Here is a 13,698-nt window from a genome sequence, read left to right as displayed (position 1 = left end):
TGGCGTGTGCGAGAAGCAGCAGTCGAAGAATTAGCACGGAGGTGGAAAGATGACCCAGAATTATTTGAGTTATTGTGCGATGTTGCTATCAATGACCCCTTCGATCGCGATAAGGATTGGCAACGAAACCCCCGGCAAACAGCTCTTGCAGCTATGATTGAGTTATATCCCGATCGCCCTCAAACTTTAGCAATTGTCCGCGATCGCGCACAGAACGATCGCGACCAGAAACTCCGCGAATTTGCCCAGAAAAAATTGGCAAAATTAGAACGCCAATGAGCGATATATTCGATCGCCGATCGCCATTTTTTCTAATTTTAGGATTCCTTGGGTGGGGGCGGGTTTATGAGATTATTGGTTTTAAACATAGATAGTTGGTAAAACCCGCCCTACAAAATCATCAATTACCAGTGATAAAGGGCAACCAAGCAATATTTATTTAGGTGCTGGTTTCACCCACAATAATTGCCTGAAACCCATAATATCGTAAACCCGCCCCGACCCGATGAATATCATAAATAGTATAATTAAGCTGAGATACTTCTCGGAGACAACCACTATGCAAGTCACAACAGAAGAAATTATTTATCCATCCAGCGACGGTCAGCCGATGGCAGATAGCACAATACAATACAAATTAATTGTCACAATCAAAGAAGGTTGCGAATCGCTGTTTGAAGATGACCCCAACGTGTTTGTAGCCGCCGATTTACTTTGGTATCCGGTTGAAGGTAGACCAGATATTTCTCAAGCGCCGGATACGATGGTGATATTTGGTAGGCCAAAGGGCGATCGACGTTCCTACATACAATATCGCGAAGATAATATTGCTCCCCAAGTCGTCTTTGAAATTCGCTCCCACAACGATAGTAACACAAAAATGAACAAGAAACTTTCATTTTACTATCGTTATGGAGTCGAGGAGTATTACCTTTACGCTCCAGAAAGAAATCAGTTAGAAGGTTGGCAAAGAATTGAAGGAATCTTAGAACCAATTGAACCGATGGAGGGATGGATAAGTCCCAGACTGGGAGTGCGGTTTGAGTTACCAGAAGAAAGGTTAGAAATCTATCGCCCTGATGGAGAAAAGTTTCTTTCCTATTCCGAAATAAATGCAGAGCGGTTATTAGAGCGACGGCGTGCCGAACAAGAATTTCAGCGTGCCGAAGAAGCCTCGCACCGCGCTCAAGAAGCCTCGCAGCGTGCCGAACAAGAAACTCAAAAAGCGGAACGTTTAGCCGCCAAACTGCGCGAATTGAACATCGATCCTGATAGCATCTAAGCTCGAACTAGGAGAATAAACCCGGTTTGTCAAAGAAATCGGGTTTCTGGGGATTGCAGTTATTTACTTTTTTCAGGGCGAACGGGGATATTTGGTCGATCGCCCCCCAGCTAAAATTACATATACTACAATATATAATACATATATTCGAGCCAAAATCCTTGGAGCTCAGAAAAATCAGAATCGAAGCCCCTTGAATGTGCCAAAATGTTCAAGCAAACATTAGTAAATCCTACACGGAGCAATTGTTGTGGATTCCAGATATAACCCCCAATCCATAGAAGAAAAATGGCAGCAGACATGGGCTGAGCAAAACTTAGACCAGATGCCAGAAGATACCCAAAAGCCTAAATTTTATGCCTTATCCATGTTCCCCTATCCGTCGGGAAACCTGCACATGGGCCACGTCCGCAACTACACAATCATCGATGTAATTGCCAGACTCAAGCGAATGCAAGGCTATCGGGTACTCAATCCGATGGGATGGGACGCTTTTGGTTTGCCCGCCGAAAATGCCGCCATTGAGCGCGGAATTCCCCCCGCAAAATGGACTTATCAAAACATTGCCCAAATGAAAGGCTTATTTCGCCGTCTGGGTATTTCTTTCGACTGGACAAAAGAAGTTACAACTTGTTCTCCCGATTATTATCGGTGGACTCAATGGATTTTCTTGCAATTTTTAGAAGCAGGATTAGCTTATCAAAAAGAAGCCGCAGTTAATTGGGACCCCATAGACCAAACAGTCTTAGCAAACGAACAAGTAGATAACGAAGGTCGTTCCTGGCGTTCCGGTGCCAAAGTCGAGCGCAAATTATTGCGGCAGTGGTTCCTCAAAATTACCGATTACGCCGAACAGTTATTAAACGACTTAGACAAATTACCAGATTGGCCGGAAAGAGTCAAATTAATGCAAGCCAACTGGATAGGCAAATCAGTCGGCGCTTACTTGGAATTTCCCATTGTCGAGATGGATGAAAAAATCGCTGTTTTCACCACACGTCCCGATACAGTTTATGGCGTTAGTTACCTTGTTTTAGCACCGGAACATCCATTAACTAATCGCGTTACTACACCAGACAGAAAAGCCGCCGTCGAAACCTTTGTTAAAGAAGTCTCTGCCCAAAGCGAGATCGATCGCACAGCCGAAGACAAACCAAAGCGCGGCATCCCCACAGGCGGCAAAGCAATCAATCCTTTCAACGGCGAAGAAATCCCCATTTGGATTGCCGATTATGTGCTGTACGAATACGGCACCGGCGCAGTCATGGGAGTACCCGCCCACGACACGCGAGATTTCAAATTTGCCAATCAATATCAACTGCCAATTAAAGTAGTAATTGTGGATGATGATGAGCTGCCCTTGACGGAAGCTTACACAGAACCAGGAATTATGATTAATTCCGAAAGCTTCAACGGCATGGATTCAATTAAAGGCAAAGCAGCGATTATTCACCATGCCGAAAATGCAGGTTATGGCAAAGCGCGAGTGCAATATCGTTTGAGAGATTGGCTAATTTCTAGACAGCGTTATTGGGGCGCTCCCATTCCCGTAATTCACTGTCCCACCTGCGGAACAGTCCCCGTCCCCCCATCGGATTTGCCCGTCTTGTTGCCGGAAAATGTAGAATTTACGGGCAAAGGTTCGCCCTTGGCAAAGATGGCAGAATGGGTAAACGTTCCTTGTCCGAGTTGCGGCACTCCGGCGAAGCGGGAAACAGACACGATGGATACTTTTATCGATTCTTCGTGGTATTTCTTGCGCTATCCCGATGCTCAAAATCAAGAGCAAATCTTCGATTCGGCGAAGACAAATGATTGGATGCCCGTAGACCAATATGTGGGCGGCATCGAACACGCAATCTTGCACTTACTGTATTCGCGGTTCTTTACCAAGGTTTTGCGCGATCGGGGTTTGATCAATTGTAACGAACCATTTAAACGCCTGTTAACTCAAGGCATGGTGCAAGCAATGGCCTATAAAAATCCTGTTACTGGCAAATACGTTCCCCCAGCAAATATAGACCCCGCAAATCCCAAAGATCCTCAAACTGGCGAAGCTTTGGAAGTCTTCTATGAGAAGATGTCTAAATCAAAATACAATGGCGTTGACCCCTTGGAAGTTATGGGCAAATATGGGGTAGATACGGCGCGAATGTTTATTTTATTCAAAGCGCCGCCAGAGAAAGATTTGGAGTGGGAGGACGCTGATGTAGAAGGGCAATTTCGCTTTTTAAATCGCGTTTGGCGCTTGGTAACAGAGTTTGCTGGACGAGAGTCCGCCACCCCCGCTCAAGGCGTAGAGAATGCTGAATTAAGCAAAAATGAGAAGGATTTGCGGCGAGCGATTCACACTGCCATTAAGGAAGTGAGCGAAGATTTGGATGGTGATTATCAATTCAATACTGCTGTTTCTGAAATGATGAAACTCAGCAATGCTTTGAATGATGCTAAATGTAAAGATTCGCCAATTTATGCAGAAGGAATTAACACTTTGATTCGCTTGTTAGCGCCTTTTGCGCCGCATATTGCTGATGAGTTGTGGCACAATACTGGTAACAGTGAATCGGTGCATACGCAAACTTGGCCCAGTGTCGATCGGTCTGCATTAATTACCGATGAAATTACGCTGGTAATTCAAGTTATGGGCAAGACTCGCGGCACAATTCAAGTGCCTTCAGGTGCTGATAAAGCTGATTTGGAAAAGTTTGCTCGCGAGTCGGAATTGGCCAAGCGTCACCTCGAAGGTAAGGAGATTAAAAAGGTAATTGTGGTGCCTGGAAAGTTGGTTAATTTCGTGGTAGCTGGATAAAGATGAGAAACCCGGTTTCTTTAATAAACCGGGTTGCTGACACTTGCAGTTAGAAGTAGTCATCCCAAAAATGAGCAAGCTAAACAAGACAAAAAAAAGTTTTTTGAGAGTGCTATTGTGTTTAGGAAAACTTGGGGCGATCGCCTACATTGCTTCCTGTATACTCTTGTTTTTTCTGCAAACTCGTTTGATCTTTCAGCCAAAAGCTACAATCGCCAAAACACCGGATGCTTTTAACATCCCTTACCAAGAAGTTTGGTTGCCAGTTAAAGGTCGATCGCACAAAATTGAAAAACTTCACGGTTGGTGGCTGCCCGCCGCAAATCGACAATCATTAGGAACTTTATTGTACCTGCACGGCACGGGCTTGAACATCGGTGCGAATATCAATCAATCTTACCGCTTTCGGCAATTGGGTTTTTCTGTATTGCTGATTGATTACCGGGGTTACGGCCGCAGTCAAGGCAGTTTCCCGAAGGAATCACAAGTATATGAAGATGCTGAAATTGCTTATAATTATTTAGTTAAGCAGCCGCAATTGTTGCCTAGCCAAATTTTATTTTATGGTCATTCAATGGGAGGTGCTGTTGCTATTGAGTTAGCAATAAGGCATCCTGAAGCTGCTGGTTTGATTGTTCACAATTCGTTTACTTCTATGCTGGATATGGTGGAAAGTAATGCTTTTATGCGATTTTTTCCGGTGCGGTTGTTGCTGACGCAAAGGTTTGATTCTCTTGCTAAGGTTAAATCACTGCGAATGCCGATTTTGTTTGTTCACGGGATTGCCGATCGTTTTGTTCCTGCTACTATGAGCAAAAAGTTATATGCTAGTTCTCCTGAATATAAAAAAATTTTGCTAGTTCCTAATGCTAGGCACAATAATGGAGATGCTTTTTTTAATAATCCCGAATATCGCCAAACTATTGTGGATTTTGCCGAAAAAGTAATCGAGCGAAAAAAACTATGACTTACGCACTCCGCCTTCATAACCGGGTTTTTCACCGCATCTGCTGGTTACAACAAAGTATTTTCGTAAAAAACCCGGTTTCCGAGCACCCATGCGTAAGTCCTATTTAATTGTTAGTTTCAAAAAGCAATTGCACGATCGCTCCGCATTCCAATTTTAATACTGATTGAGCGCTGCCACCATTAACGGCAATTTCTACCCAACCGTCAGAACCCGTTATGGCAATTAAATCGCCCGGTTCGCTGTCGCTGTAGGTTTTACCGCTGGCGATGCGAATTGCATCAGAACTATTGCTAATTGTCAATGACAAATTGTTACCTATAATGCAATTATTGGGGATATTAGTAATGAGGTTGCCAAAGCGATCGACATATTGAATGCAGCCTGCTGCACCTGTGGCTGTAACGGCACAATTTGGTATCTCTAACTCTACTAAACTTGCAGGGTCGAGATCCTCCCCCAACTCTTCCAAAGCCACCCCGTTGGCCAAGTGAGCGCCCGCAGCAGCGAAAATATCGCGACCGTGAAAAGTGCTGCTAGGTTGAGGTGTGCGCCAGTATTTGGGGTTGGTGAGTTCGACAGATGCGATCGCACTTTCCCGACTCAACACCCCGCTAAACAACCCGTTATCCGGCCCGACAAGAAAGCAATTAGCACATTGAATCGCAACCCCGCGTCTCTTGCTTCCCACCCCCGGATCGACGACAGCAACGTGTACGGTTTCCGGCGGAAAATAAGCAAAAGCAGTCATCAAACAAAACCTCGCGGTCGCAATATTTTGAGATGGTATTTGGTGCGTAATGTCAATGACTTTTAACTGCGGGTTAATTTGGGCGATCGCACCTTTCATCACTCCTGCATAAACATCGCTTAATCCAAAATCCGTCAGTAGAGTTATAATTCTATTTTTAGACATATATCCAAAGGTAAAAATATGGTAGCGCAGTGGGAAAACTTTCTGCAAAACTTGGGAGAATGGCACGGTTCCTTCACTCAGCTATCAACGCGAGGAGAGGTACTTCAAGATACTCCTAGCATTATTTCCATCGAAGGTTTCAATGACAACAAAACTGTGCTATTGAAACTCCGTCGGTTTTCCCCAAATCCTAGCGGTGTCGGCGAACCGGAAGTCAGCGAACTTGTTCGAGAATATCAAGCTTTGGGACGAGATATCCTATTTTTTGAGAATGGAGCTTTTTCTCAGGGTACTATTCAACTAGCGCCTTTTTCTGAGTGCGGTGCCGAGTTTGGTTTTATCTACAATTATCGCCGGTTGCGCTTGGTTCAGCTCTACAATACCGACGGCAATTTATCCAAAATTACCTTAATTAGGGAAAAGCAGCTTGATAAAAATGTCCCCGAACGTCCGCCTTTAACTGTTGACAATTTGCTGGGAGAGTGGCAGGGCGATGCCGTGACAATGTATCCAGATTCGCGCTCTCCTGATTCCTATTCTACCAATTTACAATTGCATTTAGAAAGTAGCGATCGCCTAAATCAAAAAATTACTTTTGGCAGTAATGCTACCGTTATCAGTTCTAGCGGCAGGATTGACGGTTCAGTTCTGCACTTTAACGAAGGTGCTTCACCCGTGCAAGTTTTGCTCCTTCCTGACGGCGGTTCTTGCACTTTACCTGTCAAGATCGAATTGAGAAAACCTATATTTTTCGAGGCTGGTTGGTTGGTAGAACCTGACTTGCGGTTTCGGATGATTCGCAGTTACAATGAGCGGGGTGAATGGGTAAGTTTGACTTTAGTTAAAGAACGGAAAATTAGTCATTAATTCCGATCAGTTGTTGAGGATTAATATTGAGTCTTTTGGGCGGGCTAGGAGCAACGCCCCACAATAAACTTGATGTATTGTGGAACGGGCATCTTGCCCGTTCTAAAAATAGTACAAGATATCACCACTAGAAACATTTTTCCGATTTAGAAACCGGACTTTGTTTCCTGGGTTTGCGATTGAATCACCGCACTCCAGTCATCATTATTAACAGCAGCTTCCAAATCCTTAGCGCGTTCGCCATCATTTTTGGTGGCTGTTTCTAACTCTTTAGTAAGAGTGGAATCTGCCATTGCTTTCCGCAATTTCAGCTTCTTTTCCTCATAAGCTTTTTGTTCCTCAGCAGACATTGCCGATCGCGCTGCTTGACCTACTGTAGCAGCCCACATTTCGCTGTCAGCACCGTTCCCAGGCGGAATGCTGCCAATTTCTGCTATCCAAGCATCCCGCAAACTTTCCATTTCTTCCCGCTTCGGGAATTTGAAAGTTTGCACACGCAGGAAAGCACAATTTTCTGCGCCATTTTGGGCGATGTGACCGTTGATTGAAAGCAGGATATTTCGCGAATAACCTATAAACTGAGTCTTGCGGGAAGTATCCATCACAGCGTAAACGCCGGCGACTTTCGCATTAGTTGCCAAATCACGCCATGTATCGATCGACATTACTTGCGTGCCGTCATTTTCTAATTCAGAAATAGTGGCTGCTGCGCTGTGTTCTGAGTCGGAACTGTATAAAAAGTTGTGCAGTCCTTCATGGGCGACAGGTACGTTTTGATGTTCAATTGCTACGTCTCGATCGGCATTTACTTGATTAGCTTCCATAAAACCCAATTCCTCAAAAAATGTCAACTTTACTCATTAAATCCAGCTTTCAGGGGCGGGCAAGATGCCCACCCCACAATAAAGTTCTGTTTGTAGAACAGGCCGGAAAGCCTGTTCTATTGTTTTTTTTGCCCTGATATACTTAACTTACTGCAATTTGTTGCAATTCCTCGTCAGTCAATTTAACTTCGAGCGCCTGCACAGAGTCCTCAATACTCGATACTTTTGTCGCACCGGGAATCGGAACGATGCAGGGCGATTGTGCCATCAACCAAGCTAATACTATACAGTAAACTGAAACATTTTTTTCTTCTGCTAATTTTGCGATCGCGGGCATATCTTGCAAGCTGGTGACGCGGCGGCTTCCTCCCAAAGGACTCCAGGGAAAAAATGTCAGTTTTTCGGTTTCGCAATATTCCAGAACGCCGTCTGATTCCGGCTGTCTGTGCCACGGATTGTACTGATTTTGCACCGAGACAACTTCTACTGTATCGCGGGCACGTTTGATCTGCTCTACAGAAAAGTTGGACACTCCAATAAATCGAATCATTCCTGCTTCTACTGCTTCTTTTGCGGGTGCTAGGGCTGCTTCGATGGTATAAGCGGGATCTGGCGAGTGGTACTGCCAAAGGTCGATCGGTTCCTTGCCGCCCAATGCTTCAAAACTTTCGCGAATTGTCTTGCGTAAATGGTGGGGGTTGCCGTTGCGCGTCCAAGCACCTTGAGGCCGCATTAAGCCACCTTTAGTGGCGACGGTGACAGCTCTAATATCTCCAGTATACTCTTGTAAAGCTTTGGCAATCAGGTGCTCGTTGTGGTGTTTGTCGGATTGATCTTGGCAGTAGGAATCTGCGGTGTCAATTAGGGTGACACCCAAATCGAGGGCGCGGTGAATTACCGCAATAGATTGCGATTCTGGCGGCCGGCCGCTTAAGGACATTGGCATACATCCAAGACCGATCGCGCTGATAGTAAAATTACTGTTACCCAGTTTTTTTCTTTTCATTGGTTTGCCTTCGTTTGCGTGGTTTATTTCCAGTTTACATTTCAAGGATAAATTGAAATCTTACATTTATTTAACTATCTAAGTAAATAGAAAAAATATTTTTTAGACAAGCTTTTTTGCCGTAACAATGTATATTTCAATTCCCTATTCTCCCCGTGTCAAATCCTCTCCCTCTCAAACATAATAGACAATCTAGATGTGCAGCAGCTTACCTACCGACTTAACTAGCTGGAAGCGCTAGTGTAAAAGCGGAGTGCAAATTGCCAGAAGTAGCGGGAGAAGAATAACAGCCCGATCGCCAATATTCCCGCCCCTGCCATCCAAACGATTTCACCTCTTCCCAGCATGGCTTCTGCAGGCACAGTCGTCAAGAAGGCAACGGGAACTACGAAAGTGAAGAAAAATCGATAAGCTGCGGGATAAGCTGCCATTGGAAATCTACCCGCTTCTAACAATCCTTTGAGGACTTCGGTAACGTTGTAAATTTTGACAAACCAAATGCTGGTTGCCCCTAACATAAACCATATACTGTAAAGAGTAATTGTTCCGAATAACAGCGGTATTGCTGTTAAAAAATAGTTGCCGATTTCTACTCCCAACTTGTTAGCAGCATACAGCAGCAATACGGCGCCGAAGATTAAATCTGGGATTCCCCAAGGGGAAACTGTGTTTGCCGACAGCCAGAATTGAGAACTGATGGGTTTGAGGAGTACGAAATCTAGAGTACCTTGCTGCACTCGATCGACAATACGGCTGAGGTTGGGCGCGAGAAAGGTTGACGAAAACCCCTGCAAAACCGTAAAAATGCCGAGTACAACTAAAGCCTCTTCCCATGAATAGCCCGCAAACCTGTAGCCAGTACGGTAGAACAAAAACAGCCCAAACAAGCTACCAGTAAGATTTCCGAGGCTGCTGAGGGCCGCGAGGACAAAGTTGATTCGGTATTCTAGTTCCGCTGCGATCGCCGCACCCCAGAACAATTTTAGTACGTGCAAATATCGTCCCATGTTTACAGCCCTTTTTCACTGTGGAAATACTTAGATTTCATCGTATTGTAAAGCTTGTGTAAAGTTAACTGCTGTACAGGCTACTCATTCACTATAAGTTTATGTTATTGATACAGCTTACCTACGTATTTTTAGCGCTCTCAACTATTAAGTTATTTAACTAAACTTAAACGAAAAGTACAATTTATTGATTTAAGCCAATCTCAAGCCGATATTATTTGCCAATCATTAAAGCATGATTCATGTTTCCATACAAACAAATGCCAAATTGATAAGTCATACTAATATGTTACAACTCTTAAAATTATAAATATTTGAAAAACCTCTCGGCATATCCAAAAGGAATGCTTAGGATGGTGCATACTTACTCGTAAGGAATACGTAAGCAGGAATACGTAATCACACTTACAAAATTCCGTTCGATAAATCAACTTAAGCAACAACACGTAAGGGAAAGAAGACATGGATGTTTTAACATTATCCAGACTGGGAATCAAGCACACTCAGAGTGCAGTAGCCGAATCGCTGCGGATCAATACAGGATACGACGTGACAAGCCCAGTGACTTTTTACGGGATTGTCAACGAGCGCTGCAATGTTAAATGTCGCCAGTGCGAGTATTGGCGGCTTAAAGAATATAAAGACGAAATGACGATCGAAGAATGGCAAAATGCCCTCTTAAGCGTCAAAGAATTTGTGGGCGAATTTTCAATCAACTTTAGCGGCGGCGAACCTTATATTAAAAAAGGTTTTCTAGACTTGCTGACTTTTGCCAACAAAAATGGCATCCACGCCGGCGTCACCACAAACGGCTATTGTATGACCAGGGAAAACGCAGCGAAAACTGTTGCTGCTCGTCCTTTTAATGTGAATATTTCAGTTGACGGGCCCAATGCTGAACTGCACGATTATTTGCGCGGTCAACCGGGATTGTTTGACAGACTTTCTAAAGGAATCGGGTATCTGCGCGAGGAACAGGAAAAACAAGGCGTTCTGTTTCCCATCAACGTCAAACCGACGATTAACCGACTCAATTTCCGCCACCTTGAGGAGATAGTAACCTGGGCCAAAGAAATTGGGGCGACGACAGTGAATTTCCAACCAGTCAACCGCTGGACACCAGAAACCTATGAGGAATTGTGGGTAGAAGAACAGGATTACGAGGAATTTTCACAGGTAATTGAGCGCCTCATTGAAATGAAGAACCACGGTGCGCCAATTATGAACAGCGATGAAGTATTGCGGCTAATGTTGCCTCACTTCCGCGACGAAAAGGCTCCTGATGGGGTTCGCCCTTGTCGGGTAGGACTTCGTAATTACTGGATTGATACGCGCGGCGATGTGAAATTGTGCGATGAGTTTCCCGTGATTGGTAATGTGAAGAATGCCAGCGCCCGCGAAATTTGGTATGGCGAAAAAGCTCAGGAAGTCCGCCGTGATACTTTGAATTGCGGTAAGCTTTGTCTGATTACTTGTGTGTCCCAAAAGACAGTTTTGGACAAGGTAAGAATGGGTATGAAACTATTAAAAAATTGAGGCTTGAGCAGTGTTAGTATTGCTTGTGTTCATGTTAACCGGGTTTTTTTAAGAAACCCGGTTTTTTTATAAATTGTATTCTCCTTGGGGTTTCGCAGAAGGAAACGGCCTTGCCGTTTCCCTTGGAATACAATGTTTTGTATCAGTCGTAGGGTGCGTGACGGTGAAAAATCATTGCACCGCAGCCCTTTACTATTGACTGTCGCGCACCGCTTTACCTGGGCAATATTTTTCTTACCAGCCGCAGGATTCTGGGGAATATTTTTCTCGCCAGCGGCAGGATACCCCGTATCAGCAGGCTGAATATTAAACCGAAAAGCAAACTCCAGATAATCCTCGCCGTGAAGGGATGAAGCGGGAGGGAAAAATCTGGTGGCTATTTAATGGGTGTATGTTTGATTAGGGGATAGCTGGCCCAAAATATTTGTCCGCCGCCGATCGCAGTTCCGACAAAAAAGATGATATTCTCAACTTTGCCGCCCTTTTGCTCTTTGTCTGGGTTCTTCCTGCCGATTTCCATTTGTTCCCGATCGCGCTGACGTTCCCTCTCTTCCTGTTCCCGGTTCAATTCCACCTGTTCGATTTCTACCATCCCGCGAATTGTGGATATTGTCGGCTGCAACAAATCTTGATTAGCAATAAGGTAGTTTAAGTATTTTTAACTTTGACTTTGATATTTGCGCGAGCGTACAAACTTCGGAACTTCTGCAAAAACACCAGATTGTCCCCTTTAATGGACCAACGTTTAATTTTAGCATAACTTTCGATATAATTTTCCGCATTAATATCAACGGTCTTGCTGTATTCTAGCAAATCCCGCAATTCCTTAGCATAATCAAATACTTGGTTTCTGATTTCAGCTAACAATTTTTTTAACTTCGCTAGTTTAATTTCTCGATTTGGTTCCGCTTCTATTTGACTGAATTCGGGCAGCTTTCTTTCTAATCGGCTGGCTATTTGCTGTACTCGGCGATCGACCTTTCCATGCCAAAAGGGATCTCGACCTTTTCATGCTAAAAGTGCGATCGCCCGTCGCCCATGAAAAAGCAGTAAAATGCGATCGACCTTTCCATGACAAAAAAGCGATCGCCCATCACCCGTGAAAAAGTCGTCAAGGGATCTCAACCTTTCGATGTCAAAAAGAGCGATCGCTGGAAATTCCTTCTCTCTCAAGTGTCATTGTGCCCTTAGATTGGCTAAAATAATCCTCATATCGTCTAGGAAAGCTTTATGCCAGAAGTTCCACGATTTTACGGAATCATCATCAAAATTTTATTTTTAAACTAGACGAGTTTAGTGTTTTAGCTGATATTTCGTATGAGTGTTACTATTATTCAAGTATCTTCACTATTAACGGGGACATAATATGATGATTAGCGATCGCCTCGAAACCTTGACAAACCAAGCTGAAGAACTCATACAGATAGGTGATTATAAGGGAGCGATCGGCAGATTCCAGGAAGCTTTGCAAATAGCTCCCAATAATATAGAATGTTTGAGAAAGTATGGTGAAGTATTGGGCAAAAACAAGCAACGTCAAGAAGCATTTGAGATTTTTGAAAAAGCTAGGATTATCGATCCGAAAAATGTAAACATCCTAAGCTCTTATGCTAATGTATTAAAGTCTAGAGGTACGCTAAATAAACGGTTGGAAGTTTTGCATATTCTAGTAAAAATTGAGCCAGACAACCCAAAAATCCTCAGTATTTATGCCAATGCTTTGATTTCAAATAATCAGCATGAGAAAGCTTGGTCGTTGTTTGAGCAAGCTCTACAGATTGAACCGGATAATGTGACAACATTATCTAGTTATGCCAAAGCTTTGATCGCAAATAATCAGCATGAGAAAGCTTGGCCGCTGTTTGAGCAAGCTCTACAGATTGAACCGGATAATGTGACAACATTATCTAGTTATGCCAAAGCTTTGATCGCAAATAATCAGCATGAGAAAGCTTGGCCGCTGTTTGAGCAAGCTCTACAGATTGAACCGGATAATGTGACAACATTATCTAGTTATGCCAAAGCTTTGATCGCAAATAATCAGCATGAGAAAGCTTGGCCGCTGTTTGAGCAAGCTCTACAGATTGAACCGGATAATGTGACAACATTATCTAGTTATATCAAAGCTTTGATTTCAAATAATCAGCATGAAAAAGCTTGGTCGTTGTTTGAGCAAGCGCTACAGATTGAACCGGATAATGTGACAACATTATCTAGTTATGCCAAAGCTTTGATCGCAAATAATCAGCATGAGAAAGCTTGGCCGCTGTTTGAGCAAGCTCTACAGATTGAACCGGATAATGTGACAACATTATCTAGTTATATCAAAGCTTTGATCGCAAATGATCAGCATGAGAAAGCTTGGCCGCTGTTTGAGCAAGCGCTACAGATTGAACCGGATAATGTGACAACATTATCTAGTTATGCCAAAGCTTTGATCGCAAATAATCAGCATGAGAAAGCTTGGCCGCTGTTTGAGCAAGC

12 protein-coding genes and 1 pseudogene are annotated in these 13,698 nt (G+C 43.8%); 7 read left to right on the top strand and 6 right to left on the bottom strand.

Features of this window, described 5'->3' with window-relative positions; translation table 11 throughout:
* The 4 genes and pseudogenes from QUA40_RS03560 to QUA40_RS03545 form a co-directional block, all read left to right on the top strand.
* A pseudogene (locus tag QUA40_RS03560) lies at positions 1-279 on the top strand (HEAT repeat domain-containing protein); the annotation flags it as partial.
* 280 nt (positions 280-559) lie between these two features.
* Positions 560-1,282 carry a Uma2 family endonuclease gene (locus QUA40_RS03555; RefSeq protein ID WP_333121837.1) on the top strand — a complete coding sequence of 241 codons (723 nt, stop codon included), beginning with the start codon at positions 560-562 and terminating at the stop codon, positions 1,280-1,282.
* Positions 1,283-1,532: 250 nt separating this feature from the next.
* Positions 1,533-4,091, top strand: a complete 2,559-nt coding sequence (gene leuS / locus QUA40_RS03550; RefSeq protein WP_333121836.1) for a leucine--tRNA ligase — start codon at positions 1,533-1,535, stop codon at positions 4,089-4,091.
* A gap of 70 nt (positions 4,092-4,161) precedes the next feature.
* A complete protein-coding gene (locus QUA40_RS03545) occupies positions 4,162-5,058 on the top strand; it encodes an alpha/beta hydrolase (protein ID WP_333121834.1) in 897 nt (298 codons plus the stop codon).
* 106 nt (positions 5,059-5,164) lie between these two features.
* Here QUA40_RS03545 and QUA40_RS03540 read toward each other — a convergent pair whose 3' ends face one another.
* Complete coding sequence (locus QUA40_RS03540; RefSeq protein WP_333121832.1) at positions 5,165-5,974, bottom strand: SAM-dependent chlorinase/fluorinase; 810 nt, start codon at positions 5,972-5,974, stop codon at positions 5,165-5,167.
* 18 nt (positions 5,975-5,992) lie between these two features.
* On the opposite strand from QUA40_RS03540, the gene QUA40_RS03535 reads away from it, so the two are divergent.
* Positions 5,993-6,841 (top strand): DUF3598 family protein, encoded by an 849-nt coding sequence (locus QUA40_RS03535; RefSeq protein WP_333121830.1) that lies wholly within the window; start codon positions 5,993-5,995, stop codon positions 6,839-6,841.
* Between the two features lie 146 nt (positions 6,842-6,987).
* Here the strand turns inward: QUA40_RS03535 and QUA40_RS03530 are convergent, their stop codons facing one another.
* The 3 genes from QUA40_RS03530 to QUA40_RS03520 all read right to left on the bottom strand — a co-directional run bounded on the left by QUA40_RS03530 (position 6,988) and on the right by QUA40_RS03520 (position 9,678).
* On the bottom strand, positions 6,988-7,665 hold the full coding sequence (locus QUA40_RS03530) for a GIY-YIG nuclease family protein (protein ID WP_333121828.1): 678 nt from the start codon (positions 7,663-7,665) through the stop codon (positions 6,988-6,990).
* 142 nt (positions 7,666-7,807) lie between these two features.
* Positions 7,808-8,671 (bottom strand): aldo/keto reductase, encoded by an 864-nt coding sequence (locus tag QUA40_RS03525; RefSeq protein WP_333121825.1) that lies wholly within the window; start codon positions 8,669-8,671, stop codon positions 7,808-7,810.
* A 224-nt stretch (positions 8,672-8,895) separates the two neighbouring features.
* Positions 8,896-9,678, bottom strand: coding sequence for an ABC transporter permease (locus tag QUA40_RS03520; protein WP_333121823.1), 783 nt, complete (start codon positions 9,676-9,678; stop codon positions 8,896-8,898).
* A gap of 462 nt (positions 9,679-10,140) precedes the next feature.
* Between QUA40_RS03520 and QUA40_RS03515 the strand changes: the two genes are divergently transcribed.
* Complete coding sequence (locus tag QUA40_RS03515; protein ID WP_333121822.1) at positions 10,141-11,214, top strand: radical SAM protein; 1,074 nt, start codon at positions 10,141-10,143, stop codon at positions 11,212-11,214.
* Between the two features lie 376 nt (positions 11,215-11,590).
* Here the strand turns inward: QUA40_RS03515 and QUA40_RS03510 are convergent, their stop codons facing one another.
* Positions 11,591-11,839, bottom strand: a complete 249-nt coding sequence (locus QUA40_RS03510) for a hypothetical protein (RefSeq protein ID WP_333121820.1) — start codon at positions 11,837-11,839, stop codon at positions 11,591-11,593.
* Between the two features lie 23 nt (positions 11,840-11,862).
* A complete protein-coding gene (locus QUA40_RS03505; protein WP_333121818.1) occupies positions 11,863-12,081 on the bottom strand; it encodes a hypothetical protein in 219 nt (72 codons plus the stop codon).
* Between the two features lie 499 nt (positions 12,082-12,580).
* On the opposite strand from QUA40_RS03505, the gene QUA40_RS03500 reads away from it, so the two are divergent.
* The coding region (locus tag QUA40_RS03500) for a tetratricopeptide repeat protein (protein WP_333121816.1) at positions 12,581-13,698 on the top strand (1,118 nt) is incomplete at its 3' end.

This window comes from Microcoleus sp. Pol11C3, from assembly GCF_036701485.1.
Classification (GTDB): domain Bacteria; phylum Cyanobacteriota; class Cyanobacteriia; order Cyanobacteriales; family Microcoleaceae; genus Microcoleus.
This window is presented reverse-complemented; position numbering and strand designations above follow the sequence as displayed.

What these genes read in the sequence shown, in the direction of transcription:
- QUA40_RS03555 (WP_333121837.1), top strand. Translation starts at nt 560, where the DNA reads ATGCAAGTCACAACAGAAGAAATTATTTATCCATCCAGCGACGGTCAG.
- QUA40_RS03545 (WP_333121834.1), top strand. Translation starts at nt 4,162, where the DNA reads ATGAGCAAGCTAAACAAGACAAAAAAAAGTTTTTTGAGAGTGCTATTG.
- QUA40_RS03540 (WP_333121832.1), bottom strand. Translation starts at nt 5,974, where the DNA reads ATGTCTAAAAATAGAATTATAACTCTACTGACGGATTTTGGATTAAGC.
- QUA40_RS03535 (WP_333121830.1), top strand. Translation starts at nt 5,993, where the DNA reads ATGGTAGCGCAGTGGGAAAACTTTCTGCAAAACTTGGGAGAATGGCAC.
- QUA40_RS03530 (WP_333121828.1), bottom strand. Translation starts at nt 7,665, where the DNA reads ATGGAAGCTAATCAAGTAAATGCCGATCGAGACGTAGCAATTGAACAT.
- QUA40_RS03525 (WP_333121825.1), bottom strand. Translation starts at nt 8,671, where the DNA reads ATGAAAAGAAAAAAACTGGGTAACAGTAATTTTACTATCAGCGCGATC.
- QUA40_RS03520 (WP_333121823.1), bottom strand. Translation starts at nt 9,678, where the DNA reads ATGGGACGATATTTGCACGTACTAAAATTGTTCTGGGGTGCGGCGATC.
- QUA40_RS03515 (WP_333121822.1), top strand. Translation starts at nt 10,141, where the DNA reads ATGGATGTTTTAACATTATCCAGACTGGGAATCAAGCACACTCAGAGT.